Annotated in this window: 23 protein-coding genes and 1 riboswitch; of the genes, 18 read left to right on the top strand and 5 right to left on the bottom strand. The window is 60.7% G+C overall.

Annotated elements, in window-relative coordinates; translation table 11 throughout:
• The first annotated feature begins 69 nt into the window (after positions 1 to 69).
• A complete protein-coding gene (gene surE / locus ACVW0R_RS04680; protein ID WP_011428943.1) occupies positions 70 to 801 on the top strand; it encodes a 5'/3'-nucleotidase SurE in 732 nt (243 codons plus the stop codon).
• Here the strand turns inward: surE and ACVW0R_RS04675 are convergent.
• Complete coding sequence (locus ACVW0R_RS04675) at positions 784 to 1404, bottom strand: DUF3318 domain-containing protein (RefSeq protein ID WP_011428942.1); 621 nt, start codon at positions 1402 to 1404, stop codon at positions 784 to 786. The genes surE and ACVW0R_RS04675 overlap by 18 nt on opposite strands.
• Positions 1405 to 1605: 201 nt before the next feature.
• Between ACVW0R_RS04675 and ACVW0R_RS04670 the strand changes: the two genes are divergently transcribed.
• The 7 genes from ACVW0R_RS04670 (at position 1606) to ACVW0R_RS04640 (ending at position 7312) form a co-directional block, all read left to right on the top strand.
• Positions 1606 to 2370, top strand: a complete 765-nt coding sequence (locus ACVW0R_RS04670; RefSeq protein ID WP_099812645.1) for a GvpL/GvpF family gas vesicle protein — start codon at positions 1606 to 1608, stop codon at positions 2368 to 2370.
• A 160-nt stretch (positions 2371 to 2530) separates the two neighbouring features.
• Positions 2531 to 3058, top strand: a complete 528-nt coding sequence (locus tag ACVW0R_RS04665; protein ID WP_011428940.1) for a hypothetical protein — start codon at positions 2531 to 2533, stop codon at positions 3056 to 3058.
• Positions 3059 to 3108: 50 nt separating this feature from the next.
• Positions 3109 to 3573, top strand: coding sequence for a GUN4 domain-containing protein (locus ACVW0R_RS04660; RefSeq protein WP_011428939.1), 465 nt, complete (start codon positions 3109 to 3111; stop codon positions 3571 to 3573).
• Between the two features lie 49 nt (positions 3574 to 3622).
• Positions 3623 to 4363, top strand: coding sequence for a DUF1995 family protein (locus ACVW0R_RS04655; protein WP_011428938.1), 741 nt, complete (start codon positions 3623 to 3625; stop codon positions 4361 to 4363).
• Positions 4327 to 5094: a hypothetical protein gene (locus tag ACVW0R_RS04650; protein ID WP_041438007.1), complete on the top strand. Its 768-nt coding sequence runs from the start codon at positions 4327 to 4329 to the stop codon at positions 5092 to 5094. The genes ACVW0R_RS04655 and ACVW0R_RS04650 overlap by 37 nt, the downstream gene beginning before the upstream one ends.
• Before the next feature lie 202 nt (positions 5095 to 5296).
• Positions 5297 to 5397, top strand: a riboswitch (TPP riboswitch).
• 5 nt (positions 5398 to 5402) lie between these two features.
• Positions 5403 to 6770, top strand: a complete 1368-nt coding sequence (thiC, locus tag ACVW0R_RS04645) for a phosphomethylpyrimidine synthase ThiC (RefSeq protein ID WP_011428936.1) — start codon at positions 5403 to 5405, stop codon at positions 6768 to 6770.
• A gap of 149 nt (positions 6771 to 6919) precedes the next feature.
• Entirely contained in the window at positions 6920 to 7312 is a 393-nt protein-coding gene (locus tag ACVW0R_RS04640; RefSeq protein ID WP_011428935.1) for a VOC family protein, read from the top strand.
• A gap of 58 nt (positions 7313 to 7370) precedes the next feature.
• Here the strand turns inward: ACVW0R_RS04640 and ACVW0R_RS04635 are convergent, their stop codons facing one another.
• Positions 7371 to 8774: a phosphoglucomutase/phosphomannomutase family protein gene (locus ACVW0R_RS04635; RefSeq protein WP_099812648.1), complete on the bottom strand. Its 1404-nt coding sequence runs from the start codon at positions 8772 to 8774 to the stop codon at positions 7371 to 7373.
• 451 nt (positions 8775 to 9225) lie between these two features.
• On the opposite strand from ACVW0R_RS04635, the gene ACVW0R_RS04630 reads away from it, so the two are divergent.
• Positions 9226 to 11775, top strand: a complete 2550-nt coding sequence (locus ACVW0R_RS04630; RefSeq protein ID WP_011428933.1) for a DNA gyrase/topoisomerase IV subunit A — start codon at positions 9226 to 9228, stop codon at positions 11773 to 11775.
• Positions 11776 to 11812: 37 nt separating this feature from the next.
• Here ACVW0R_RS04630 and ACVW0R_RS04625 read toward each other — a convergent pair whose 3' ends face one another.
• On the bottom strand, positions 11813 to 12298 hold the full coding sequence (locus ACVW0R_RS04625; RefSeq protein WP_240527883.1) for a hypothetical protein: 486 nt from the start codon (positions 12296 to 12298) through the stop codon (positions 11813 to 11815).
• A 390-nt stretch (positions 12299 to 12688) separates the two neighbouring features.
• On the opposite strand from ACVW0R_RS04625, the gene ACVW0R_RS04620 reads away from it, so the two are divergent.
• The 3 genes from ACVW0R_RS04620 (at position 12689) to ACVW0R_RS04610 (ending at position 16501) form a co-directional block, all read left to right on the top strand.
• Complete coding sequence (locus ACVW0R_RS04620) at positions 12689 to 13564, top strand: SDR family NAD(P)-dependent oxidoreductase (protein WP_011428930.1); 876 nt, start codon at positions 12689 to 12691, stop codon at positions 13562 to 13564.
• A 125-nt stretch (positions 13565 to 13689) separates the two neighbouring features.
• Positions 13690 to 15576, top strand: coding sequence for an ATP-dependent zinc metalloprotease FtsH (ftsH, locus tag ACVW0R_RS04615; protein WP_011428929.1), 1887 nt, complete (start codon positions 13690 to 13692; stop codon positions 15574 to 15576).
• Between the two features lie 103 nt (positions 15577 to 15679).
• Entirely contained in the window at positions 15680 to 16501 is an 822-nt protein-coding gene (locus ACVW0R_RS04610) for a class I SAM-dependent methyltransferase (protein WP_099812651.1), read from the top strand.
• Here ACVW0R_RS04610 and ACVW0R_RS04605 read toward each other — a convergent pair.
• Positions 16498 to 17163 carry a hypothetical protein gene (locus ACVW0R_RS04605; protein WP_457501726.1) on the bottom strand — a complete coding sequence of 222 codons (666 nt, stop codon included), beginning with the start codon at positions 17161 to 17163 and terminating at the stop codon, positions 16498 to 16500. The genes ACVW0R_RS04610 and ACVW0R_RS04605 overlap by 4 nt on opposite strands.
• Before the next feature lie 194 nt (positions 17164 to 17357).
• Positions 17358 to 18761 (bottom strand): chromosomal replication initiator protein DnaA, encoded by a 1404-nt coding sequence (gene dnaA / locus ACVW0R_RS04600; protein ID WP_011428926.1) that lies wholly within the window; start codon positions 18759 to 18761, stop codon positions 17358 to 17360.
• Positions 18762 to 19002: 241 nt separating this feature from the next.
• Between dnaA and rpmH the strand changes: the two genes are divergently transcribed.
• From rpmH to ACVW0R_RS04570, 6 genes are all read left to right on the top strand, one after another.
• Positions 19003 to 19143 (top strand): 50S ribosomal protein L34, encoded by a 141-nt coding sequence (gene rpmH, locus ACVW0R_RS04595; protein WP_011431673.1) that lies wholly within the window; start codon positions 19003 to 19005, stop codon positions 19141 to 19143.
• Positions 19144 to 19233: 90 nt separating this feature from the next.
• Positions 19234 to 19614: a ribonuclease P protein component gene (gene rnpA / locus ACVW0R_RS04590; protein ID WP_011431672.1), complete on the top strand. Its 381-nt coding sequence runs from the start codon at positions 19234 to 19236 to the stop codon at positions 19612 to 19614.
• 75 nt (positions 19615 to 19689) lie between these two features.
• Positions 19690 to 23232: a chromosome segregation protein SMC gene (smc, locus tag ACVW0R_RS04585; protein ID WP_457501725.1), complete on the top strand. Its 3543-nt coding sequence runs from the start codon at positions 19690 to 19692 to the stop codon at positions 23230 to 23232.
• A gap of 106 nt (positions 23233 to 23338) precedes the next feature.
• Positions 23339 to 24556, top strand: a complete 1218-nt coding sequence (locus tag ACVW0R_RS04580; RefSeq protein ID WP_457501724.1) for an SH3 domain-containing protein — start codon at positions 23339 to 23341, stop codon at positions 24554 to 24556.
• Positions 24557 to 24643: 87 nt separating this feature from the next.
• Positions 24644 to 25231 (top strand): Uma2 family endonuclease, encoded by a 588-nt coding sequence (locus ACVW0R_RS04575; protein ID WP_457501723.1) that lies wholly within the window; start codon positions 24644 to 24646, stop codon positions 25229 to 25231.
• A 179-nt stretch (positions 25232 to 25410) separates the two neighbouring features.
• On the top strand, positions 25411 to 26931 hold the full coding sequence (locus ACVW0R_RS04570; RefSeq protein WP_457501722.1) for a S41 family peptidase: 1521 nt from the start codon (positions 25411 to 25413) through the stop codon (positions 26929 to 26931).
• The last annotated feature ends 22 nt before the right edge of the window (positions 26932 to 26953 follow it).

The raw sequence follows: 26953 nt of genomic DNA, 5'->3' as shown, positions 1-26953 counted from the left end.
TCCAGATTTGGATCCCAACGGAGATTTGCGATTTAGGCTAACCCAGGAATTGCCGGTAGAGGAATTCAGATGAAGGTATTGCTGACCAACGATGATGGCATCGAGGCGGCGGGGCTGGCACACCTCAGACTGGCCCTCAGCGCTCTCGTTGCCGAGGAAAACTGCTGGATTGTGGCCCCCCACCAGCCGATTTCCGGCTGTAGCCACCAGGTAACGACGGGGCGGCCCTTTCGCGCCTGGGCCCGCGGCGAGCGCACCTTTGCCGTCGAGGGATCCCCTGCCGACTGTGTGCGGGTGGCCCTGTTTAAGCTCGCCCCTGCCGTGGATTGGGTGCTTTCTGGCATCAACGAGGGAGGGAATCTGGGATCGGATGTGTACTTGTCCGGCACGGTGGCGGCGGTGCGGGAGGCGGCGCTGCGTGGGATCGGAGGGATCGCCATTTCCCAGTATCGGGCAGGGAGCCAACCCATCGATTGGGAGCAGGCCCAGCGGTGGACGCGGGAGATCCTGGCCGAGCTGATGGAACAACCCCTGCCAGCCGGCTCCTTCTGGAATGTCAACTTGCCCCACCTGCCACCGGGATCCCCTTTGCCGGAGCGAGTTTACTGCCCCCTCTGCACGCAGCCGCTGCCACTCGATTACGCCGTAGAAGCAGAGGGGGAAGGCTTGGCATCGCTGTGGTTTCGCTACCAGGGGCGCTACGCAGAGCGAGCCCGCGATCCCCAGACCGATACCGATATCTGCTTCTCCGGTCGGATCGCCATCACCCAGGTGCACCTGTGCTCAGGAGCTCCCAGGTGAGGGGGTGAGGTTGCGGGCGATGGTTCTCAGCCGCTGCAGCCGCAGTGCCGTCAGGATATCGGTGGGATCCAGCTTGAGAACCTGCTCCAGGGCATCTGCTAGGTGTTGGGCTGCCTCTTGGCGGGTGTAGCCGCGGAACTGGGCGCGGCGCAAGGCAAACTCGTCGGCATCGAAATGGGCGCTCTCCCGATTCAGGTTTTGCCAGATCTGCCGCACCGAGAGCGCCGTGATGCCCCCCGCCAACAGGGCAGAAAACGGGTGCTGCAAAGAGAGCTCTGCCACGGTGGTGATGCCACCAAGCAAGGCCAGCGACTGGTAAAACCCCGGCTGTAGCCAGTTGCGGTTGTCGAACCAGCCCACCTCCCGCAAAAACAGCAGATCCCGCTGCGGCTGCGGGATCCCTTGCCAGCGGCGAAAATCGATGGCAATGATGCCCTGCGGCTGCCAAGGGGCCTTGCGGCGGGAGAACAACAGGGCCTCACCTCCCGAGTGGGGGACAACGCGGATCAAGGCCCGGAGAGAAGCGGGAAGCAGATCCCGCAAGCGTTCGATCTCTTCTTTTTGAAAGGTTTCCAAGGGTTTGAAGTCTGAGCGGCTGGTCATAGTTTTACCTGTAGAGGCACGGAGAGAGAGGATCCCACCTACCCCCCGGCAGCCTTGCGGCCCTGAACACCCCAGACCTGAAAAACCCTGCCAGGATTAGTCTACCGCATCTTCAGGTCGCCAGTAGCAGCCCCCCAGGGCAAAAAGCGCCAGCAAGTTTGCTTAGACTGAGAGGAAAAGTCTACGCCTCGATCCGAGCCAATGCCAGTTTTACCGGAACCCAGCGAACAGAGCGCCGGCAGCCCCCTTTACACCTATGCCTTCTTGCCGATGCCAGACGCGCCGCTTTGGCATTTCATTCAACAAACTCAAGGGATCCGCGGGCCGCTGCAGGTGTTTTCTCCCACAGGAGGCCGAATTGCCGCTGCTGTGGAGCCGATGCCGGATCCTGCGTCGCTGCAGGCTTCGGATGAGGTGCTGCTGCGTTCTGCCCTGCGCCACGACCAGGTGATCTGCCGGCTGTTTGCCCAGATGCCGCTGCTGCCCCTGCGCTTTGGCACCTGCTTTCTCTCAGCCGAAAAGCTGGGATCCCACCTATTGGCCCAGCAGGCGGAGTACGAACAGGCCCTCGCGGCCATCGGGGGAAGAGCCGAGTACTGCCTGAAAGGAAAACTGTCGCCCCAGCCCCCCCCGGATCCCCAACCCGCTCCCAGCGGCACAGCCTATCTGTTGGCCCGCAAACAAGCCTATCTCCAGCAACGACAGGCCCAAGAGCGGCAAGAACAGGAGCTGGCGGCCCTGCAGCAGCTTTGGCCTTCTACCTGGCCAGTGCAAAGAGGGGATCCGCAGCCGGGAGAAGTCCTGCGGCTTTACTTCTTGCTCACCCCTGCCGAACGGGAAACGGCAGCCCAGCTCGCCCAAACCTGGGTAGCAGCACACCCCCACTGGCAATTGGACTGGAGCGAGTCCCTGCCCCCCTATCACTTTGTGGGTGCCCTGCGGGATCCCTCCAGATGTACTCAGTAGTGCCCTAGCAAAAGGATCCCGTTTCGCGCGCCCGGAAACCCTGACCCAGCGAGGATGCAATGTTTTGGCTGTAATTTTTCAGGGTATTACTTACGGATTCTGGTGAGGGATTGGACTACACTACTGTTTTTGAAAGTGACCTCCCGTCCCCTCAGCCGTCATGACCCTGGAAACATTTTTTACCCAGCTCAACGCCAACGGCTTAACGATTGCCATCCTGCTCTTTGCAGCTCCTTGGTTGGTTTGGGTTCTCTGCCACTGGATCCCAGGGCAGTGGGAAGAGCCTTTTTTGCTCAGCTTGAACATTGGCTTAGCAGCGGCAAGCCTTGTCCTCTGGGCCGGTTACTTGGCCTATGCCACCAACACGGCCGGCTGGCAGGCGGTGGTCAAGCAGGCGGATATGTTCTTGTTGCTGGTGCCTCCCTACTATTTCCTTAGCTCCATCTGGGTGGCACGGCAGCGCATGCCCCTCTCGCGGGTGCCGGCTTTCCGCACCTTGCAAGGGATCAGCATTTTGGCGGCGGTCTATCTCATCCTCTCTTGGCTCAGCCGCCGGGTCTATGTTGTCTTTTTCTCTTACCTACCCTTTTCGGCCTTTCTGTGGATCCTGGCGGGGTTGTTGGGGGTGGCCTATATTGGCTATCGCATCCTCTTTGGGAATCCGCCCCAGTACCCGCCCGAAAGCTGAGGGGCTGGCCGACAGGGACTAGAATTCGAAAGAAACCCTTTGCAACGGCAATGGTGACAGTCCCTCTGATTTCAGCCCTGAACATCGACTACCGGCCTTTGCAGGAGTTGTTAGCGGCGGGAGCTTGGCTGGAAGCGGATCGGCTGAGCCTGCAACTGCTGTGCCGGGCGGCGGGGGAGGGGGCGGCGCGGCGGGGCTGGCTGTACTTTTCCGAGGTGAGCCGGATCCCGGCAGAGGATCTGCGCACCATCGATGGCCTGTGGCGGGCGGCCTCCGGGGATCGCTTCGGCTACTCGGTGCAGCGGCAACTCTGGCTGGGGGTCAACCGCAACTGGGAGCGCCTCTGGCCGCTGATTGGCTGGAAGCAAGGCTACCACTGGACTCGCTATCCCGACGAGTTCACCTGGGATCTGTCCGCTCCCAAGGGCCACCTGCCCCTTTCCAACCAACTGCGGGGGGTGCGGGTGCTGGAGGAGCTGCTTACCCACAGAGCTTGGGAAGACCTATCCGGCTGAGCGTCTTTTGAATCTTATTGAATTTATTGAATCTAAGTTGGATTGGACTGTGGCCGAGCAACTGCAACTGACCCAATTTCCCCACCTGCCCGGCGATCTGGCCCAAGCCTGCGAGCAGGCCATCCAGGCCACACGCCTGGCCCTGCAAGCGGGATACCGCCGCTTGCTCATCGAGATCCTGGCCCCCGACATCAAGCCGGAAGTCTTGGCTCGTCCATTTTTGGAGTTGGTGCCGCCACCGGCTTTGGTGTTGTTCAGCGATGCCGGCGGAGCGGCCCTGGCCCAGCGGGAATGGGGATCCCTCCCCGACGGGATCCAACTGCAGAGCCTGACTGCCCGCACCCAACCTACGCCAGAACAAAGTGTCCTGTTCGTGATGCCGGCGGTTTACAGCCTGGATCAGGTGGAGCGGGTTTGCCAGTTGGTGAGCGGCGGCGATCCCTCTGGGCTGGCGGCCAAAGGCCGGGATCCCAAGCCCGTCGTTCTCCTCAACCCGCAACTTCAGGATGCCGCCGCAGTGGGGGTGGGGTTGGCCGGGCGCCGGCTGCGGCAACGCTTCCTGAGCACCTTTGAGACCAGCTACTACCTGCGCTCGCTGGTAGAAGGAGCCCTGTTTCGCGCCTACCCGGATCCCTGGAGCGTGTGGCAGCAGGAAGAGCCCGGCCTCTACAGCGTCCTCAAAACCTTTAGGGCTCGGCCCAGCGGCGAAGAAGTGGCCGAGCTGTTCAGGGCCAGCAAGAGAGGGGATCCCTGGTGGAGCTGGCGGCGCTGGCTGGGCGGGATCCCATGATCGACCTGCAGCTTCAAGACTGGTGGTCGCGGCAACGGCTCACCCAGCTTAGCTACCCCAACCTATCTCTCAGCGGCGCAAGTGTGTCTTTGCGAGTCATTTTAGAGCCATTTAAAAACGTCGGCGCGATCTGGTATTCAAAGATTTATGGAGAGTATCAGGATAATGTTTTATTGCTGGCCTGCTCTCCAGATTTAGAAGGACTATCGGATCGTGTAAGATGCCTAGAACAGTCTCCTATTCAGAAACTTTGCCGAGAAAATTTTTCCAAACATTTTACTGAATATTTGCTAACTGATGCCGTCGCCTATGAATTAGAAATCCGATTTGAAGGCAAAGACTTTCTTGTTGTCGACCAAGAGAGGCTTGGAAATAGAGTTGTCCACCAAATCTACATTCACGACAACTGCTTTTTCAAACCCGTAGAGGACGATCTCCTAAGCAAGATTATCGGTTGCGTTCTTGAGCAACATAGCTTCTACTTAGGGCAGGAAATCGACTGGTCAGAGATCTCGGCGAGATTAACTGATCACTTGCTCACTTCGAGCAAAATCGAGATCCAAAGCGATCCCAAGAGGCAACATGTGTGGATCCCACAGCTAGAAGAAAAAAGTATCCTCTCGGATCCCTTTTTCAAAAAGCTTTCGGCCAGGGCACAGTGGTTATTGAAGGCAGATAAGCCCGTTTTAGAAAGAAAAAAGCCACTGCCTGAAGGGTTCGCCAGCATCTAATGCTTCTGATGATATTTTTGCCCCCTAGCTGCAGCACCTTCCCCAGGGCAGACTGCTCGTATCGCTGCTCCTATCGGAAAGGGACTGGGGGTGAGGGGAGAGACTGGAAGGGTCAGCGGCGCGACGCGCCAGGGCATTGTCTCAAACTACTCTGATATCGATCCCAAAGTTCCAATCCAGTTCCAATTTCGGTGATAGAATCACAACACGCTAGGAGTGTCTGGGGGCTGCCCCCAGGCTGAGATTACATCCTCAGAACCTGATCTGGGTCATACCAGCGTAGGAAAGCGAGTACCGGAGTTGACACCATGCGCAGCGAATGGGTTGCCCGCCGTCGTGGGCAAGCAAATGTTACGCAAATGCACTTTGCCCGGCAGGGCGTGATTACCGAAGAGATGGACTACGTGGCTCGGCGAGAGAACCTACCGCCGGAGCTGATCCGCTCAGAAGTGGCGCGGGGCCGCATGATCATCCCTGCCAATATCAATCACACCAACCTAGAGCCCATGTGCATCGGGATCGCCTCCCGCTGCAAAGTCAATGCTAATATTGGCGCCTCCCCCAGCTCCTCTGGATTAGCCGAAGAGCTGGAAAAGCTGAAATTGGCCATTAAATACGGCGCCGATACCGTTATGGATCTGTCCACCGGCGGCGGCGACTTGGACGAAATTCGCACGGCTATTATCCAAGCTTCTCCGGTGCCCATCGGCACGGTGCCCATCTACCAAGCTCTAGAAAGTGTCCATGGCAATGTCGAAAAACTCTCGGCAGAAGATATCTTGCACATCATCGAAAAGCAGGCCCAGCAAGGGGTGGACTACATGACCATCCATGCCGGGATCCTCATCGAATATCTGCCATTGGTGCGCAACCGTCTCACAGGAATTGTCTCTCGCGGAGGTGGGATCCTGGCCCGTTGGATGTTGGCCCACCACAAGCAAAACCCGCTCTACACCCACTTCCGCGACATCATCGAGATCTTCAAGAAATACGATGTTTCTTTTAGCCTGGGCGATGCTTTGCGGCCCGGATGTCTGCACGATGCTTCTGACGAGGCCCAGATGGCGGAGTTGAAAACCCTGGGGCAGTTGACCCGCATGGCCTGGGAGCACGATGTGCAGGTGATGGTGGAAGGGCCAGGGCACGTGCCGATGGATCAAATTGAGTTTAACGTGCGCAAGCAAATGGAGGAATGCGACGAGGCTCCTTTCTACGTTTTGGGGCCGCTGGTAACCGATATTGCCGCTGGCTACGACCACATCAGCTCTGCCATTGGGGCGGCCTTGGCCGGCTGGTACGGGGCGGCGATGCTCTGCTACGTAACTCCCAAAGAACACCTGGGCTTGCCCAATGCCGAGGATGTGCGCAACGGCCTCATTGCCTACAAAATTGCCGCCCACGCTGCCGATATTGCCCGCCACCGTCCTGGGGCCAGGGATCGAGATGACGAGATGTCCAGAGCCCGCTACAACTTTGATTGGAACCGACAATTTGAGTTGTCTTTAGACCCAGAGCGGGCGCGAGAATATCACGACGAGACCTTGCCGGCAGATATCTACAAAACGGCGGAGTTTTGCTCGATGTGTGGACCGAAGTTCTGCCCCATGCAGACCAAAATGGACGCAGAAGCGTTGAGCGAGCTGGAGCGATTCTTGGCCAAGCAGCCAACAGCTTAGGCATTAGCTTGCCCTGGGCCTCGAACGAAGTTGGAATCGACCTTGGTTCCATCCCTGCTCTCGGGGGAGTGGGGAGGGGCTCTCTCTGCAAGCTATGCTGGGTTATAGAGAAACCCTTGCGGTTGTCTCTGTGGAGGAGAGAGAAGAGCATGGCACTGAAGCAACTTGGACATGTTGCCGTCCGCGTAGAAGACATCTCTAAGGCAGTAGAGTTCTACGAAAAGTTGGGGATGGTCAACGTCTGGAAGGATCCCGACTGGGCCTATATGAAAGCCGGAGACGATGGGCTGGCACTCTTGGGGCCGGGCTACCGGGCGGCAGGGCCCCACTTTGGCTTTGTCTTCAGCAGCAGGGAGGAGCTGGAGGAGCAGCATCGGCGCTTGCAAGCCGCAGGGATCCCGGTAGGGGCCATTCACAGCCATCGGGATGGCACTGCCTCCTTCTATGGCAAGGATCCCGATGGCAACCTGTTTGAGTTTCTGTACGAGCCGCCAGGCACTTTTGACCAAGCCAAGGCCAAGACAGCCGAGGCAAGTGCTTGAGCTCTGAACTGCTATCGCGCACAAGCAAGCTAGGGGCCGTGGGCGTCCTTCTGTAGCCCTAAGCAATCTTGCTGAGCAGCCCAGCTGCCCAATCGAGAAGACGGTTCACTTCTTCTGAGGTTCTGGCTTCCGAGTAGAGCCTCAGCAGAGGTTCGGTGCCGCTGCCCCGGATCATCACCCAACTGCCGTCGGCAAGGCTAAACTTGTGGCCGTCGCGATCGAAATGCTTGATTACCTTTTGCCCCAGGATCTCAAGGGGGGGATCCGTCTGTAGCTGCTGGAAGAGCCGGGTTTGTTGACCTTGATCCGCCAGGTGCAGGTCGCGGCGTAGGTAAACTGAGGTGAACCCTTCCCGTTCTTGCAAAGCTCGGTAAAGGGCGCTCAGATCTTGCCCGGTTTCGGTGACGGCTTCGATCAAGTACAGGGCAGAGAGGAGGGCATCCCGCTCGGGGATGTGGCCCAGATAGCCGATGCCGCCCGATTCTTCTCCCCCCAGCAACACCGGTGTGCTCAGCATGCGCTCGGCGATGTACTTAAAGCCCACCGGCGTTTCCGTAACTGGCAGGCCATAGCGCTCGGCCACCTTCACGAATAGCTCCGAGCCGCTGATGGTTTTGACGATCTCGCCCCGCAGGCCGCGCCGCCCCGCCAAGTGGTCGATCAAGATGGGAATGAGGATCTGCGGGCTGAGAAAATGGCCTTGCCCATCGAGGGCAGCAATGCGGTCGGCATCGCCATCGAAGACCAGACCCATCTTTAACGGGGCGGGATCCGCTGCGATGATCTGGGCAGAGGTCTGCAGGTTTTGCGGCAGCGGCTCCGGTGGGAACCCGCCAAACAAGGGATCCCGACGTGCCTGCAATTCGATCACCTTCTCCCCCAACAGGCGGCTGAGGCCCCCGGCGCCAGAGCCAAACATGACATCCACCCAGATTTTGGCCGGGGATCCTTTGAGCTTCTCCAGATCCACAAAGCGGCTGAGCTGAGCCAGGTAGCCGGGCCAGGGATCCCAGGTTTCGATGGGGGCTGGGTTGGATGCGAGAGGTTGCAGGTGGTGCAGCTCCTGCTCGATGGCGGCGGTAACCTCCGGCGGCACGGAGCCGCCAAATCCGCCTTTGACCTTGAGGCCGGAATAGTGGGGCGGGTTGTGGCTGGCGGTGATCACCAAGGCGCCGTGGCAGCCGCGCTCTTTGGCCGCCCAGCTAAAGGCCGGTGTCGGGGCCACACAGGCAGAGAGATAAACCGGGATCCCCAGCCGCGCCACCACCTCGGCAGCGTGGGCAGCAAATTTTTCTGAGAGAAAGCGGTTGTCGTAGCCGATCAGGATCCCTGCCCCAGGATAGGTGCGGGCCAGCACCTGGGCGCTGGCCTGGGCGGCAATGCCCAAGTTCTGGAAGGTAAAGCCATCGGCGATCACGGCTCGCCAGCCGTCAGTGCCAAAACGAATGGAGTTCCCGGCCATGATTGCACCCAGATCCACCCCGACTACAGAGAAGGATAGCTTGGTAGCCCTGCACTTGAGGGCAGGGCGGAAAAGCCCGTAAGCAACTTTAGTGGCTCGCCAAGAGTTGCCACCAAGGCGTACCGTTCCCAGGCGAGCACCGACCGGTGGCAAGCGTCCGAACGTCTCAGCCAACCTGCAAAGACTTCGTCCCGCTGACGCCATCAGAAGAGTAAGCAGAACCTTGGGGCTTTGCCTCGAGGAACTGTCTGGGGGCGTCTTGACAGCGCCTTTACGAGGTCGTTGTTGAACTGCGTAAGAATCCCCTGCCTTTAGGCGGTGGGAGTGTCAAATAGCACGGCGGAGCCGCCACCCCACTCCCCCGTTTCAAAAACGGCAGCGGCTGGGTGGGGTCGCAAAAGCTGCGGAAACGGCTACAGTAACCTGGAAAGCGTTCCGCTCCTAATGAGCCATGACTCAGCAACTGACTCTCGACGGACTGGGATCTGGATCGGGTGGGGGATCCCGTCTAGGGCGAGTAATCGTAACCGATTTGCAGGGGGAGATGCAGCGCTCCTACCTGGAATATGCCATGAGCGTGATCGTGGGGCGGGCCTTGCCGGATGTGCGGGATGGCCTCAAGCCGGTGCATCGCCGCATCCTCTACGCCATGCACGAGCTGGGCCTGACGCCGGATCGCCCCTACCGCAAGTGCGCGCGCGTCGTGGGGGACGTGCTGGGGAAATATCACCCCCACGGGGATCAGGCGGTCTATGACGCGCTGGTGCGCATGGCACAAGACTTTTCCAGCCGCTACCCCCTGGTGGCGGGGCACGGCAACTTCGGCTCGGTGGACGACGACCCGCCGGCGGCCATGCGCTACACGGAGTGTCGGCTGGCGGAGCTGAGCCACACAGCCCTTCTGCAGGGGATCTCCGAAGCAATTGTGGACTTTATGCCCAATTTCGACGGCTCCCAGGCGGAGCCCACCGTCCTGCCGGCCCGCCTGCCCATCTTGCTGCTCAACGGCTCTGCTGGCATTGCCGTGGGCATGGCCACCAACATCCCGCCCCACAACCTGGGGGAAGTGGTGGACGGCCTGCTGGCTTTGATCGACGAGCCCGATCTCAGCCCTGAGGAGCTGTTGCGCTGGATCCCGGGGCCGGACTTTCCCACCGGCGGCCAAATTGTCGATGGCCAGGGGATCCGCGAGGCCTACCTCACCGGCCGCGGCTCCATCACCCTGCGGGGAGTGGCCCGCTTTGAGGAGATCCAGCCGGGCAGAGGACGCCACCGCCGGCCCGCCCTGATCATCAGCGAGTTTCCCTATCAGGTGAACAAGGCTGCCTGGCTCGAGAAGGTGGCCGAGCTGGTCGCCCAAGACCGTCTCAGCGGCATCGCAGATTTGCGGGATGAGTCGGATCGCAGCGGCATGCGCGTGGTGGTGGAGCTGAAGCGGGAGGCCAACCCGCAGGCGGTTTTGCAGCAGTTGTACAAGCTCACCCCCTTGCAGAGCACCTTTGGGGTGATCCTGTTGGCCTTGGTGGAGGGAAAACCCCAGCAGCTCAGCTTGAAGCAGATTTTGCAGCACTTTTTGCAATTTCGCGAGGCCACTCTCAAGCGGATGTTTCGCGCCGAACTGCAGCAGGTACAGCGCAAAGCCGAAGAGGTGGCGGGGATGGTGCTGGCCCTGGCCGATCTGGAAGGGGTAATCGACCTGCTGCGGCAAGCGCCCGATAGCGCCACGGCCAAAGCCCAGCTGCAAACCCGCTTGGGCTGCACCTCCCAGCAGGCGGAGACGATCTTGGCCATGCCCCTGCGCCGCCTGACAACCTTGGAGCGGGAGCGCCTCTATCAAGAGCAAGCCGAGCTGCAGGCCCGCATCGCCGAGCTGCAGGGACTGCTGCAAGATCGCCGCAAGCTCTTGAATTACCTGAAAAAAGAGCTGCGACACTTGAAAAAAACCTTTGCGGATCCCCGGCGCACCCAGATTCTCTCGGCCTCGGAACTGGAAGCGGAGGCGGCCCAGATCCCCGGCGGCGAAGCCGGCGAAGACAGCCGCTTTCTGCTGCAACTCACCCGCAAAGGCTACGTGCGCCGCCTGCCTCTGCCTGGGCCTCGCTCCCGCAGCAACCCGGCGCAGCGGGAATTGGGAGAAGATACCCTGGTCAGCCTGGAATGCGTGACCCCAGAGCAGGCAATCTTGGTGCTCACCGCCAGCGGCAGGGCTTTCACCGTGCCCATCGAAGGGATCCCCCTCAGCACCGGCTCCTCGCGGGGGGTGCCTCTGGTCACCCTTCTCCCCAACCCCGAGCCGATTGTTGCCGCCTTCCCGTTGGATCCCGTTCGCGTCAGCGGTGCGGAGCACTCTCCCGGCGAGGCCAGCTTGGTGGTGCTCAGCCGGCAGGGGCGGATCAAGCGGGTGGCCTTGGCGGAGCTGGTGGGCCTCAGCCAACGGGGAGCCGCCGTCTTGAAGCTCAAAGAAGGAGACGAGCTGGGCTGGGCGGCCCTTTGGCATCCCGGCCACCAAGGCTACAGCGTTGTCCTGGCCACCTCCGGCGGGCGGGTGCTGCGGCTGGACGCCGAACAGATCCCCTTGATGGGTCGGGCAGCTATGGGATCCCCAGCTCTACGTTTGGGGCGCACAGAACAGATCGTCGGTATGGCGCTGCTGCCCCCGCAAGGGATCTTAGTTTTGGCCAGCCGGTCGGGGTATTTGAAGCGGCTACCCCTGGGCGAGATCCCCATCCTGGAGCAGGGTAAAGTGGGCGTGTCGGCCTTTCACTTCTCCAACAAAGGGGATGGCTTGGTGGGCTTGGTGGGTTTTCCCCCCGATCTGGCGGCGCACCCCCATCTGCAAGTGGATGTGATCGCGGAGTCCGAGCGGGTACACTCCTTCTCTCCTGAGGAAATTCCCCTGCAAGGCCGGTCCGGCGGCGGATCCCTGTTGGTCAAGGGGGAGCAGGTTAGGGAGTTGCGCCTGTTTTGGCCGCAGTGGCTGCCGGAGGGCGGGATTGGATAGCTCTGGAGCTTTTGGGGGAAAGCAGAAGTCTGGATCGCTAGGACAGAGAGCCATCCCCAGGCGAGGCAGAATCAGGCGGCTGGGAGCCGGGATCCGGCGCTTCGGGATGGCGGACAGGCTTAGGGAGAGTGCCACCTGACTTAAGAACCAGGCAGCGCACAGTTTGGTGCAGTTCCTCCAGCAAAATGCCGATGGCGGAGCGGAAGTCCCGGTGGTCATCCCGCATTTGCTCCAAAATGGCGCGGATGACTTCCTTACAGTCCTTCAGGATGTGCTGCTGCTGGGCGATGATCTGCACCAGCTCGCTCTGTTCCTTGAGCAACTCTCGCAAACAGGTACGCAGCTCGTCCACCTGGTTTTGCCAAAGGGCTTGCCCCTCTCGCAACTCCATGACGCTGGTGCGCAAATCGGCGGTGGCATCGCGCAGGGCTTCGCTGTGGCGCCGCTCGGCCTCCAGTTGGCGTTGCTGCTCCTGCTGCTGTTGGCGCAGCTCGGAATTGGCCCTTAGGTTGGCTTCCGCCACTCTGAGCAATCGATCCAAGCAGGCCTCGGCGAGAGCCCAGCGCTCCTCCGGCAAGGAAGATCGGCCTCGGCTAGCCCGCCTGCGGAAATATCTTACGGTCACTGCACCTCGTACCTGTGGCAAGGACATTAGACTAGGCGTACACTCGAGCGAGGGAGTTTGTCCCAGCAAGTTGTCCATCGATCATACCGCTTTTCCCAACCCCCCCTGCAATTTGGGCGCGAAAAACCGTCTGAGCAGCTTCTGGGCCGCAGGGATCCATCCATCTGGCAGAGCACCCCTTGAGTTAGAAACAGCGGCCCAGCACCGCAGCCCAAGGAGCGAGGCTGCCTCTTTCCAGGGATCCCGGAAGTCCCTCTAGGATGAAGAAAGTTTGCAGAGAGGAAAGCCATGCTTTCACTAGCCAATCAGGTGGTGCTGATTACCGGCGCTTCTGCCGGCATTGGCAAGGCCGTCGCCCTGGAAGCGGCCAAACGCGGGGCCCGCTTGGTGCTGGCGGCCCGCCGGGAGGAGCTGCTACAAAACGTCAAGGACTTGGTGGAGAAGCAGGGGACAGAAGCGCTGGTGGTGCCCACCGACATGGCCGATACAGCCCAGGTGGAGGCGCTGGCCCAAAAGGCCCTGGATCGCTTTGGCCGGGTGGACATCCTGGTGAACAACGCCGGCTACGGCCAAATGGGACCGGTGGAAGAGGTGGATGTGGCGGCGATGCGGCGGCAGTTCGAGGTGAATGTGTTTGGTCTGCACGCCCTCACCCGCGCCCTCTTGCCCCAAATGCGGGAGCGGGGCAGCGGCCGCATCCTCAACCTCAGCTCCGTGGCCGGCCAGATGTCGATGCCTTTCAGTGGGGTTTACAGCGCCACCAAGTTCGCCGTGGAGGCCCTCAGCGACGCCCTGCGGGTGGAAGTGGCCCCTTTTGGCATCAAGGTTATCGTGATCGAGCCAGGGCCGGTGGCCACCGAGTTTGGCCGCGTGGCCGAAGAGACCTTTGCTGCTGTTGTCAATCCCAACGGCCCCTACAAAGCGATCTTGGACAAGGCTGCCGAGCTGGCCAGCTCGTTCCACAAAATGGCCTGGCCGGTGGAGAAGGTGGTGGAGCCGATCCTGAGAGCCATGACGGATCCCCACCCTTCCGACCGCTACACCGCTTTTACGGGCGGCAAGCTGGCGCTGGGGCTGATGCGGTTGCTGCCCGCCGCTCTGGCCGACCAAATGTGGCGGCGCGTCTACGGCCTGGATGCCCTGGGATCCCCCAAATCGGCCTAGTCGCCGATTGCAGGGATCCCTTCCCAGCGCAATTCCGGGCATTTCGTGCGGCAGGGTTGTATCTTGGGGGAGCGACAGGTTAAGTTTGTTGAAGGACTTTTAATAACCAGGTGTTCCCCTTCCCCATGAACAAACCTCTATCTCCCCAGCGCTGGCTAATTGCCCTCATGCTGGGCTTTTGTCTCTGGCAGGGATCCGGCCTAGCTCCTGCCCACGCCGCTCTGGCCTCTGCCCTCACCTATGACCGCTTCTTGCGCTATGTCGAGGAGGGTCGCGTTACCGATGTGCGCCTCCTCGATAACAACCTGGTAGCCGAAGTGACGGCTGTTGACCCACAAACGCAGCATTCCACCCGCTACCGGGTCAACCTGCTGCCCAACACCGTGCCGCAACTGGTGGATCGCCTCACCGAGCAGGGGATCGAGGTGGCTGTAGTGCCCACCCGCGATGGCAGCGCCTTCTGGGCGATCTTGGGCAACCTGGTCATCCCGGTGCTGCTGCTGGGGGGGTTGTTCTTGTTCCTGCGCCGCGCTGGCGGAGGAGCAGGCGGTCCTGGACAGGCGATGAACTTCGGCAAGTCGCGGGCCCGCTTCCAGATGGAAGCCAAAACCGGCGTCAAGTTTGACGATGTAGCCGGGATCGAGGAGGCCAAAGAAGAGCTGCAAGAGGTGGTTACCTTCCTGAAGAAGCCGGAGCGCTTCACTGCCGTAGGGGCCAAGATCCCCAAAGGCGTGCTGTTGGTGGGGCCGCCGGGGACGGGTAAGACCCTCTTGGCCAAAGCCATTGCTGGCGAGGCGGGAGTGCCTTTTTTCAGCCTCTCTGGCTCCGAGTTCGTGGAGATGTTCGTCGGCGTGGGGGCCTCGCGGGTGCGGGATCTCTTTAAGAAGGCCAAGGAGAATGCTCCCTGCATCGTCTTCATCGACGAGATCGACGCGGTGGGCCGGCAGCGGGGAGCGGGCATTGGCGGCGGCAACGACGAGCGCGAGCAAACCCTGAACCAGTTGCTTACGGAAATGGATGGGTTTGAGGGCAACTCAGGGGTAATTGTTATTGCCGCAACCAACCGCCCGGATGTGCTGGATGCGGCGCTCCTACGGCCTGGACGCTTCGACCGCCAGATCACCGTGGATCGGCCCAGCTTCAAGGGGCGCTACGAGATCTTGCGCGTGCATGCCCGCAACAAGAAGCTGGCAGAAGAGGTCAGCCTGGAGGCCATTGCCCGCCGCACCCCTGGCTTTGCCGGCGCCGATCTGGCCAACCTGCTCAACGAGGCGGCCATCCTGGCGGCCCGCCGTCAGCACAAAGCCATCACCAACCAGGACATCGACGACGCCATCGACCGCATCACCATTGGCCTGACCAAGCCGCCGCTATTAGACGGCAAAAGCAAGCGCCTCATCGCCTACCACGAGTGCGGCCATGCTCTGTTGATGACCCTCTTGCCCCATGCGGATCCCTTGAACAAGGTAACGATCATCCCCCGTTCCGGAGGTGCCGGCGGCTTTGCCCAGCAACTGCCCAACGAGGAGCAGATCGACTCCGGCATGTACAGCCGCGCCTGGCTGTTGGATCGGGTGGTGGTCGGTTTTGGCGGTCGGGCGGCGGAGGAGATCGTCTTTGGCTACTCGGAAGTGACGACGGGGGCCAGCAACGACCTGCAGCAAAACACCAACCTGGTGCGGCAAATGGTGACCCGCTTTGGCATGTCCGAGCTGGGGCCCCTGATGTGGGATCCGCCCAACAACGAAATCTTTTTGGGCGGCGGCTGGATGAACCGCGTCGAGTACTCCGAAGATGTGGCCGCCAAGATCGACCGGCAGGTGCGGCAAATCCTGGAGAGCTGCTACCAAAGAGCGAAGCAAATCCTGCTGGAGCACCGGGCGCTGCTGGATCGCCTGGCCGACACCCTGGTGGAACGGGAAACCCTAGATGGGGACGAGTTTCGGGCCATTGTGGCAGAATACGTGCCCATCCCCGAGAAGATCGGCTTGCCCAGCCCGAAGACGGCTTGAGGGATCCCCTCTCGCTGCGGGATTGATTAACCTGGGAGGGTGGTTGTTGGGGCCGGCGCCCGGCAACTGCCCTTTTGTTTTGCGGCTGTCGTCAGGTTGTGTCATGCTCTCTTCTCTCTCTGCCTTGCCGGTTCACCTCTACCGCTGCCTGAGCTGTGGTCAGGAAGGGCTGAACCTGCCACCGGGACGTGAGCCGGGAGCCGCGGCGGATCGGGTTTACTGTCCCCGTTGCGGCCAGATCTACCCCATCACCGCCTTTGGAGCGGTGGATTTTTTGGCCGCCGCGCGGGACTTGCCGCTCACTCCCGCTCAGGCCATTGCCCATCTGCCCGGGTTTGCCTGGGGCTACGATCGCCTCTGGCGGCCTTGGGCGCTGTCGCTGTTGTCGGGGGAGCGTTTCGGCAGCGAGCGGGAAGGCCAATTGCTGGCGGAACTGGTGGGGGAGGCAGATCCCGTCTTGGATTTGGGCACGGCAGGGGGGTACTGGAGCCGCCTCCTCTTGGCCAGGGATCCGCAGCGGACGGTGATCGGCCTAGACAACGCGACGGGAGTGCTGGCGGAGGCGGCCCAGCAGGCCCAGCCCCACTGGCAGCGCTACAGCCTGGTGCGAGCCCGGGCGGAGCAGCTTCCCCTGGCCTCTGGAGCCTTTGGGGCGGTGATCAGCGGCGCCACCCTGAACGAGGTGCCGTTGGATCCCTGTCTGCGGGAAGTGGCCCGTGTTTTGAAACCGGGAGGGGTGTTTGTCTCGATGCACAGCCAGCAGGTGCAGGGATGGGGGCAGAGGGTGCAGCAGTTGCTGGAGGCGACCGGCCTTCGCTTTTTCTCCGCAGACCAGTTGCGCTGGCACTTTGCCCAGGTGGGGTTGCGCTTGGAGCGCTATCTCAGCTTCGGCTGGGTGGCTTTTGTGCAGGCAGTGCGCCTCTAGGGGATCCACTCCAGGCCAACGCCAAAGCTGGATTCCCGCGCCAAGGTGGAGTGGCGCAGGCTGTAGCGGGCAGCAAGACGAAGGGAAGGGCTAATGGCGTAGGCGGCGGTGATCTCCGCTAGGGTGGCCTGTCCTTCTTCCGGCTCCTGCGGGGCCACCCAAGTGTAGCTGCCAGTCAAGTCGGCGGCTCCGGGAGCCAGGGCCAAAACAACACAGGCCCCATAGCTCACCCCGCTGAGGCGGCGGTTTTTTTCTTCCAAGGCTCGATAGCCCAGTTGGGGGGCCAGGTTCAAGCGGGAGCCCATAGGGGCGAGAAAGTAGCGCACCTCTGACCCGTACTGGCGGATTTCTGGGTTCTCAGAAGATTGGCGATAGTCGCCGCTGAGGGTGAGGCGATCTCCCAGGCGCAAGTCCTGCAGGCTGATTCGCCACTCAGAAGCCGACTCGAAACCCGCCTGCAAACGGGTGGGCAAGACGGGAGTATTGCGGATTTCTTCCAGGAGATTGGGCGGACTTTGCAGCCAGCGGCGCAACACGGGGCTATCCTCCACAATTTGGCTATCCAGCCCCAGATCTAAAACGCCTGAGAGCGCGGTTGGCCGCGGATCTGCTTCCTTGCGGCCCGCTTGGGTCGAATGGGCCCAGGCCGGCCATGCTGGCATCAGCCCAGCCCCAAGGAGCAGCATACCCAAGCAAAGTCCTTTGCCAGATTGCCCTACCACCTGCAACCCCCGCCCCTCCCGTCCTTAACTGTAGCTGCTTCCAATAGGAGCTTTCACGCCAGCTCGCGGGCGCCGCGGCTCTCAGCAGCGTAGGATGACACCCCAAGGACGGTTCAACAATGGCAAGGCAAAGACTAGCGGTTTCGGCTGTTGGCCATGACTCGCAGCCGCTGGGCCAGGTTTTGCAGTTGCCGCTCAAATTGCAGATTTTCCCGCTGCAACTGGCTAACTTTTTCACAGCTATAGAGAACGGTGGTGTGATCTTTCCCGCCAAAGTAATCGCCAATTTTGGGCAAGCTAAGATTGGTATGGTGACGCATCAAAAACATGGCAATTTGCCGCGCCTGGCTGATGTCCCGCTTGCGAGAGGATCCCAATAAGCTTTCTCGGTCGACGCCGAATTCTTCACAGACCACGTCAATAATCATGTCGGGCGTGATCTCCTTGGGCTCGCTGGGGGGGTTGAGAATGGGCTGAATCGTCTCCACACTCATCGGCAGGCCAGAAATGGAGACGTAGGCAACGGCACGGATGAGGGCGCCCTCCAGCTCGCGAATGTTGCTGGTGTAGGTGGTAGCAATGTATTCGATCACCTCAGGCGGTAGGATCATCCCCTCGTACTCGGCTTTTTTCTTGAGAATGGCCATGCGGGTCTCGATGTCCGGCGGCTGAATTTCCGCAATCAAGCCCATCGAAAACCGAGAACAGAGCCGCTCCTGCAGCCGAGGGATGAGGTGAGGGGAGCGGTCGGCAGCTAGCACGATCTGTTTGCCCGACTCGTGCAACGTATTAAAGGTGTGGAAAAACTCCTCTTGGGTGTACTCTTTGCCTTCGATAAATTGAATGTCGTCCACCAATAAAATATCCACATCTCGATAGTGCTCCCGGAAAGACTGCATGCTGTCTCGCCGGATGGCATCGATTAAATCGTTGGTAAAGCGCTCGGTGGACACGTAAAAGACCTTGGCCCGCGGATTCGCCTCCAGTTGGTAGTGGCCGATGGCCTGCATCAGGTGGGTTTTGCCCAGCCCTACCCCGCCGCAGAGAAACAAGGGATTGTAGGCCCGCCCAGGCTTGTCGGCCACGGCCAGAGCCGCTGCATGGGCCATGCGGTTGTTGGGGCCGACCACAAACCGCGAGAAGGAATACTTGGGGTTGAGATCCGGGGCTCGCATGGGCAGGCTGCCGCTCACCTCCAGCCCCAAGGGGGCGGAAGCAGGAAAACTGCCGGCCTTGCGGGAGGTTGAGGCCACAGCCGTTGAAGGAGCTTCTTCCTCGACCAAAGCCTGGGGAGCGACGGAAAACTCCACTTGCAAAGGGATTCCGGCCACCCGCTGCACCACCTCGGTGATGGTGGAGGCGTAGTGCTTTTGCAGCCAGCCCCGCGCCCATTCGCTAGGAGTGGAGATGGTGAGGCGGTTGTCCACCAAGGATTCAGCTCGCGCCGTCTTGATCCAAGCCTCAAAAGTTGGACGGCTGAGCTGCACCTGTAGATGCCCCAAAGCTTCGTCCCAGAGTCGATCTAGGGAGATGTCCACACCACACACCCAAAGCGACACAGCCAAAGCCCAGCAAAGACAGGGGCGCCAACCCGGTGCCTCTGCTCTCTCGACTGGGATTGTAGGATCCCCAATTTAGCTGCTCGGCGTGAGGCGGCCAATCTAGCGATTTTCCGTCGAGTCTGCTACGATAAAGCTTTGCTAATTGTCTGCCGGTGAACTGGGCTTCTCCCTCGCCAGTCGCAGCAGGCCTTGTTGACAGGATGAGTTGGTCTCCACCATGACTCAGCGTACCCTTCGTGGCACCAATCGCAGACGCATTCGCGTCTCTGGGTTTCGGGCCAGGATGCGCACGGCAAGCGGGCGGCAGGTCTTGCGGCGGCGGCGGGCCAAGGGGCGTTATCGCCTGGCGGTTTCTTAAGGGTTAGCAGAGCCGATCCCATCTCAAACTCTTGGGGTGTCGGCGTCCAAGACGGGTTGACTCCTGCCTGGGATTCCCTTTCAGTGCCCAATGCTGCCTGCTCCTTATCGCTTGCGAGATCGGCGAGCTTTCCAGGCGCTTTACCAGGCGGGGCAGCGCCGTTCCGGTGCAGGCTTGATCCTTTTGTTTCAGCCGATGCCGGCGGGGTGCGAAGGGATCCCCAGCCAGGTGGGGCTGGTGATCGGGAAAAAGGTGAGCAAATCTGCTGTCAAGCGGAATCGGCTGCGACGCCGGTTGCGAGAAATCTTGCGGCCCCTGTGCCCAAACCTGAAACCCGGATACCGGCTACTGCTCATCTCCAAGCCCAACCTGCTCACCTATAAGTGGCCAGAGCTACAGGCAGAGGTGCATCGTCTTTTGCAAAAGGCCGATCTGCTCGTCAGCCCGAGCCCAGATCCTGAGCCTTCTTAGAAGCTGGGCAGGCTGCGCTACCCGTGCTAGCCTGGTGCCATCATCTGCTGCTGGCTGCGCTAGATATGGGGCGGGATGTACATCAAGCGGATCGAGCTGACCCGATTTAAGTCCTTTGGCAGCACGACCTCGCTGCCCCTGTTGCCGGGTTTTACGGTCATCTCCGGCCCCAACGGCTCCGGCAAGTCCAACATCCTGGATGGGATCCTGTTCGCGCTGGGGCTATCGTCCTCGCGGGGGATGCGGGCAGAGAGGCTTTCGGATCTGGTGCATTCTGGCAGCCTCAGCAGCAACCGGCGGGTAGAGACCCACGTCGCCGTCACCTTCGATCTGGGGCCGGGAGAAGACGGCCAGCCGAGAGAATGGAAAGTCAGCCGTCGGCTGCGGGTCAGCCCCGGCAAGGAAGAGGATCCCGATTCCCTGCCCTACACCAGCACCTTCTACATCAACGATGTGCCCTGCACCTTGAGCGAGCTGCACGAGCAACTGGAGGCGATGCACATCTACCCCAACGGCTACAACGTGGTCCTGCAGGGGGATGTTACCAGCATCATCTCCATGAACTCCAAGGAGCGGCGGCAGATCCTCGACGAATTGGCGGGGGTGGCCACCTTCGACCGCAAGATCGCCCAGGCCAACGCCAAGCTGGAGGTGGTGCGCGAACAAATTGAGCGCTTCCGGCTCATCGAGCAGGAATGGCAAGCCCAAGGAGAGCGGCTGCTCAGGGAAAGCGAAAAGGCGCAGCAGTACCAGCAGTTGCGGCTGCAGTGGCAAACGCTGGAGCGACAGCAACGGGTGTTGCTTTGGCGGCATTTGCAAGCCCAAGTGGAAGCAACCCAGGCAGCCATTCGGCAGCTTCTGGAGGCTCAGGAGCAAGCCACTGCTCAGGTGCAGACCTTGAGCGAGCAGTTACAGCAGGCGGAAGCCGCCCTGAGCGAGCTGCAAAGCCGCATCCACGCCCTCGGAGAGGAAGAATACCTGCACCTGCAAGCCCAGATCGCTGCCGCCGAAGTGCAACGGCAACAGCTCAGCCAACAGATCGCCGCCTGGCAGCAGGAAATCGAGCAAACGCAGCGCCTGCAGCAGGAGCGCCAAACCCAACAGCAGCACCTGCAGGCAGAGCTGGAACGCCTGCAAAGCCAACAGGAGCAACTGGCCCAGGCCCAGGGATCCCTGCAAGCCCAGGTGCAGAAAGCCCAAATCAGCCTAGAACAAAGCCGCGAACAACTGCGGGCCCTGGCCCAATCTGCCGAGGCCTGGGTCAAGCAGCAGCGCTACCTCACCCGCCACCTGGAAGAGATCCGCGCCGAACAAGAGCCTTTGCAACAGGAGCAAATTCGCCTGCAAGAGCGCCAACGGCAACTGGCGCGACAAGTCCAAGACACCCAAACTGAGATCGCCCAGATTGAAGAATGGCTGGGATCCCACCTGGCCCTCACCGCCGAGCTGGAACAGGCCTGCCGACAGTCGGAAGCCCAGGTGCAGGCCCTGGCGCAAGAGCTGGCGCAACTGCAAGCCAACCTGGAGCTGGATCGCGCCACCCACGAGCGGCTGGCCGCCGAGTTCCACGCCAAGCAGCGGCAACTGGACAAGTGGGAGACCCGCCGCCAACTGCTGCAAGAATCCCAGGGATCCCGCGCCACCCAGGCCATCCTGAGCGCCCGCCTGCCGGGGGTTTTGGGATTGGTGGCCCAGTTGGGGCAGGTGGATCCCCAGTATCAACTGGCGCTGGAGATTGCGGCAGGCAACCGACTGCACTTTGTGGTGGTGGAAGATGAAAGCGTCGCCGTCAGCGCGATCAACCTCTTAAAGCGGGAAAAACTGGGGCGCGCCACCTTTTTGCCCCTCAACAAATTGCAGCCCGCCCGCCCGCCCGCCCCCCTCAACTTAAACGGTCTGATCGACTACGCCATCCGCCTGGTGCACTTTGAAGAGCGCTACCGAGATGTTTTTGGCTTTGTGTTCGGCTCCACCCTGGTTTTCCAGAGCCTGGAGCTGGCCCGGCCCTACATCGGCCAGCACCGCATGGTCACCCTGGAAGGGGAGCTGCTGGAAACCTCGGGAGCCATCACTGGCGGCACCGGCCCCCAACGAGCTGGGATCCATTTTTCTGCGGGCGAACACTCGGAAGGGGAAGCCCTGCGCGCCCGCCTGGCCGATCTGGAAGCGCTGCTGGCCGCCCTCGCCCCTCGCCTCCAAGCCGCCCAAGCCCGCGAAAAACAATTGGCCCAGGCCCTGCTCCTGGCCCGCCAGGACGCCCTGCAAGCCCAGCAATACCTGGAGCGGCACCAGGCCGACTGCCAAAACCAGCAGGCCCGCCTGCAACACCTGCAGGGATCCCTGGCGCAATGGCAAAGCGAAAGCCAGCAGATCCAAGAGCGGCTGCACCAGATTCAACTCCGCTGGGATCCCTTGCAACAGCGCCTGGCCGATCTCGCCCGCAAGCTCAGCCAACTGGAGGGATCCCCGGTCAACCAGCACTGGCAGCAACTGCAGCAGGCGGTACAGCAGCAGGAGAGCCACCTGGCGGAGCTGCAACACCACCTGGCCCACCTGGAGCGACAGCAGCAGGAGAACCTCAGCCAGCAACACCTGAAGCAGGCCCAGATCCAGCACCACCAGGAGCGCCTGCAAGAGGGCGAACGGCGTCAGGCCCAACTTCAAGAGCAAATCGCCCAGGCCCAGGCCACTCTCGCCCACATCCAGCAGCACATTGCCGAGCAACGGCAACAGATGGGCCAGATCGAAGCCCGCCTCGCCCACCTGCGCCAAGAGCGGGAGCGGCAAGAATTTCAACTGCGCGCCCAACAGCAGCAGCTCCAACGCCTGGAATGGGAACGCTACCACGCCCTCACCCAACAGCAGGAAAAAGAGGCCATCCTTGCCCAACTGCAAGCCCAACTGCAAGCCGCGGCCCAAGAGCTGCCGGATCCCCTTCCCCCCCTGCCCCCCCACCTGACCCTGGACGAGCTGCAACGGCAAAAACGCAAAATCGAAGAGCAATTGCGATTCCTGGAGCCGGTGAACATGTTGGCCATCGCCGAATACGAACAGATCCAGGCCCGCCTAGGGGATCTCAGCGCCAAACTGGAAACCCTGCACCAAGAGCGCACCGAATTGTTGCTGCGCATCGAGAACTTTTCCACCCTGCGCCGCCAAGCGTTTTTGGATGCCTTCCATGCCATCAACGGCCATTTCCAGACCATCTTTGCCCAGCTTTCCGAGGGAGAGGGCTATTTAGAATTGGAGAACCCAGAGGATCCGTTGGCCGGGGGTTTGACCCTGGTGGCCCGCCCCAAAGGCAAGCCAGTGCGTCGTCTCAGCGCCATGTCGGGCGGAGAAAAATCCTTGACGGCCCTCAGCTTTATTTTTGCGTTGCAGCGCTATCGCCCCTCTAGCTTTTATGCCTTTGACGAGGTGGACATGTTTTTGGATGGGGCCAATGTAGAAAAATTGGCCGACATGATCTGGCAGCAATCCCGCCAGGCGCAATTCTTGGTGGTCAGCCTGCGCCGTCCCATGCTTGAAAAAGCGGAGCGCACCATTGGAGTGACCCAAGCTCGCGGCGCCTACACTCAAGTGATCGGCCTAGTCAACCCCACCGCTCACGTCGGCTAAAGCACCCAGCAGGCGGCAATCGCGGCGGGATCCCATCTCGCTTGCTATCTAGAGAAGAGCGTAGATTCCAAAAACTCCGCAGGGCAAACCATTTCAGCAGATGTTGATGAAAATGCAAGCTCTTCTATCCCAAAGCTGCCGATCGATATTGAGCTTGAGGAAAATCCCATCAGCATTGTCGATAGCACCAACGCTACTACTTTTGGGCGGCAATGTCTTTTCTCCAACAGCGCAATTCCTGGACAAGGGTGGATCCAAGGCAGAAGCTCCTACAGCTTCCCTTCAAGTTTTGTCGGCTTTGCCAGCTGCCACAGCGAGAACTTGGGTCGCGCAAACCTTGCCGAACCCCGGCAGCTCTGGTGATCGCACTGCCATAAGGCAAGCTGTGCTCACCGACCCATTGATCAACGAGTATCTCCGACAAGCAGCAGCTCGATCTCCCGGTGTGCCGGTTCATCCTCTGGAAACCGGAGCAATCGCCATTGCCGAAAACTATGCTCTGGTTGAAGTCTCTGCCGGAGTTGGCGACCTTCCGGTAATTGATGGCTGCTATTTGCTTAAAAAACACAGTGGTCAGTGGGTAGTGGTGGCTCAGGCGGGCTGGGAGCCAGGGCTAAGCATTAATCCAAGTTGGCTCTCGACAGTGCTAGATGTGCCCAAAGATGTTGTCAGTCGGCTAATTGATACACTTCGCAGTGCCGGCAAGGAGGTTGAGATCGACGACACCTTGTACACAGATGTCCCCCTGCCCTGCATTACTCAGATAGAGGATCCCAATCCGCCGACTAATGTACGGTCGACACCCGCTGTAGCCGCAGGCAATGTTATCGGTCAACTGCCCAATGGAACCGAAGTGCGGGTCATGGAAGTACTCAACGGCTGGCTCAAGATTCGGCAGCCATTGGTGGGCTGGGTATCGATGGGTCTGACACGGGTATCCTGTGGCAACTCCCTGGCAGAAGTGGAAAAGAATCTAGAAGCTCTGCATTCTCTGGAAGGGGAACTGGCCATAGAAGCCGCCGATACCTTGGTGCGATACCTCTATCGGGGTGCAGAGGGATCCCTTGCCGAAGCAGCGCTGGCCCACTTCAACAAGCTTGCCATCAACCGGTTTTATGCTCTGAAAATGGTGCTTGACAGGCACACTGAAGAGGTGCGTCGTCAGGTATTGCAGCAAGCCATCGCAGCAGGGATCCATCCTCAAGCCCGGACACACTTCGAGCAGGAAATTGCCCAGAGCAAGACTCTCTCCCCTACTCTCAAGACCTGGAAAACGTTGAATCAGAGCCAAACCAGACTGAGACTTTATAAACTAGAGCCCTAGAGCCAGGGCTCCCAATTGCTTCCTATTGCCCTTCAGCAGGGGGTTATTCTGGAATCCAGTTTTGCATGGGAATGTCCAGTTCATGCCATGACGGCCTTGACGCTCAATCTCAGCCCCTTGATGACTCTGACGCGAGAGGATTTTATCCGGCTATGTGCGGCCAATCCTGAGCTAAAGCTAGAGCGCACTGCCCGAGGAGAGCTGGTGATCATGTCCCCCACTGGCGGTGAAGTTGGCCACTGGAATGCAGAGATCACCACAGAGCTAACCCTCTGGAATCGCCAATCAGGCCGAGGCAAAACCTTTGATTCTTCCACGGGGTTTTCTCTGCCTTCAGGCAGCGACCGCTCTCCTGACCTGGCCTGGATCCCGCTGGAAAAGTGGGAGGCTCTGGATCCCCAGACCCGCCGGGGATTCTTGCCCCTGTGTCCTGACTTTGTGGTGGAGATCCTCTCGCCCACTGATTCTTGGGTTCAAGCCCAGGCCAAGATGCAGGAGTACTTGGACAACGGCTGCCGCTTGGGGTGGCTTTTGGATGCCAAGGCCAAGCGGGTGATGATCTACCGAGCAGGACAGGCGCCGGAACTGTTGGAAGACCCAGAAACCTTGTCGGGAGAAGACGTGCTGCCCGGCTTCACCCTGCCTATCCGCACAATCTGGTCTGCCGAGAGCTAGGGCACACCCGCGCTGCTTCGGGATCCGAACCGGGAAACGCCCAGACAGAGGCAAGAGGGCAAGACAACCAGTAGTGTCTCATGATTTAAAAAACAAGTATTTGGCCCTGCCGACAGTGGTAGAGGAGATTGCCCAGAGTTTATCCTATTCACAGCATCTGCAAACAAGGGCAGGCCACCATGAAGGGATTTGCGCGGGCAGTTCAGGTGTGGGGCACAGTCGGGGCGCTCAGCGGAGTCCTTTCTGGCAGAGTGATGGGGCAAGCGGCCTTGCCCCCTGTGCCGGTCATGCCCTCAGTTGAGGATCCGATTGCGAATCGGATTTCTCCCTTCCAGGGTGCGTCGCCCGATCTGGGCATCCCGGCAGCTCCTCCTTTGCCAGCAATGGGCCAGGATTTGCGCTATCTGGTGGAGTTGTTCATCAACGAGTCTTGGCAGGCGGGCAAGCAAGCCGCTGCGGTTAACTACAACGACCTCTACACCCGCCTGTTGGCCCGCACCTACAGCGATCCCCGTCCGCCCATCGAAGTCGAGTACGAGCTGATTCGAGAGGTTCTGCGCGAATACGGGGATCCCGCCGATCGCTTCTGGGATCCCCAAAGCTTCAGGGACTTGCTCAACCGCCCTCGTCCACCCCTGCAGGCGCGTCAGATTGGGCCGCGCCAGGTTTACCTGGCAGTGCCGGAGCTCACCCCTGCCACAGCCCAGCAGATCCGCCAAGCCCTCTACACCCAGGATTACAGCCAAGGCATTGTCCTCGACCTGCGCAGCTCGGTGGGCTATGACCCGCAAGTGATAGCGGATGTGGCACGCCTATTCTTGCCCCGCTCCGTGCAGCCGCTGCTGGTTACCGAAGACCGCTTTGGCCAGCCTACCCCCTGGAACAGCGAAAACCTGCCACTGGCTGCTGGGATCCCATCGGCCGTCCTGGTCGACGGCAACACCCGCCAGGGGGCCACCCTCCTGGCGGCCCAGTTGGGAGCCAGCGGCAGCACCGTTATAGTAGGGCAACCCACTCAAGGCAGCGAACGCCAGACCCGCTTCTTTGCCCTTCCTTCTGGCGCGGCGGTGGAACTGGCCGTGGCCACCTGGAAGACAGGCGATGGACGCTCCCTAGCCCAGGGTTTGGTGCCCCTGCAAAAGGTGGAGGGGGATGAGAACGCCTGGCTAAAGGCCGCCCTAGAAGCGCTGGCCCTGCCCCGCCGCCCCAGCCCTCCCCCCCGCCCCACCGTCCTGGTGCAAGAGGGCCGTGTTGGTCGCTTTGTCCTGGGCATGGATACCCGCAACGTCGATACCCACCTCTTGGGCAACGTGGATTTGATCCCGGCCGAATCGCGGGCAAATGTATTTCAGCCCAACAGCGACCTGAAGATCTTCTACTTGCAGGACTACATCCTCTTTGCCTACCGCCGTCCGGGCGTTCTCAATAGCTTTTTTGCCGACCGCATCTACACCACCCAACCCGAAGCCATGACTGGCGAAGGGATCCGTATCGGCTCCACCTACTCGGAAGTGATCGCCATTTACGGCGGGCCTGGCGAGAACGGCTACAACGAGGTGGTGCCCTACCCCAAGGGGAGCCGAGAATATCTGCGCGACGATCGCTACTATGTCAACTACGACGCCCTTGGCCTGTCCTTTGCCTTTGCGGCGGGATCCAACCAGGTCACCGCCATTGGCCTGTTCAAGCCGGGGAGCTAAAGGGAGCGGGCTGCTGCCCTAG

It is taken from the genome of Thermostichus sp. MS-CIW-15, assembly GCF_054060575.1.
This window is presented reverse-complemented; position numbering and strand designations above follow the sequence as displayed.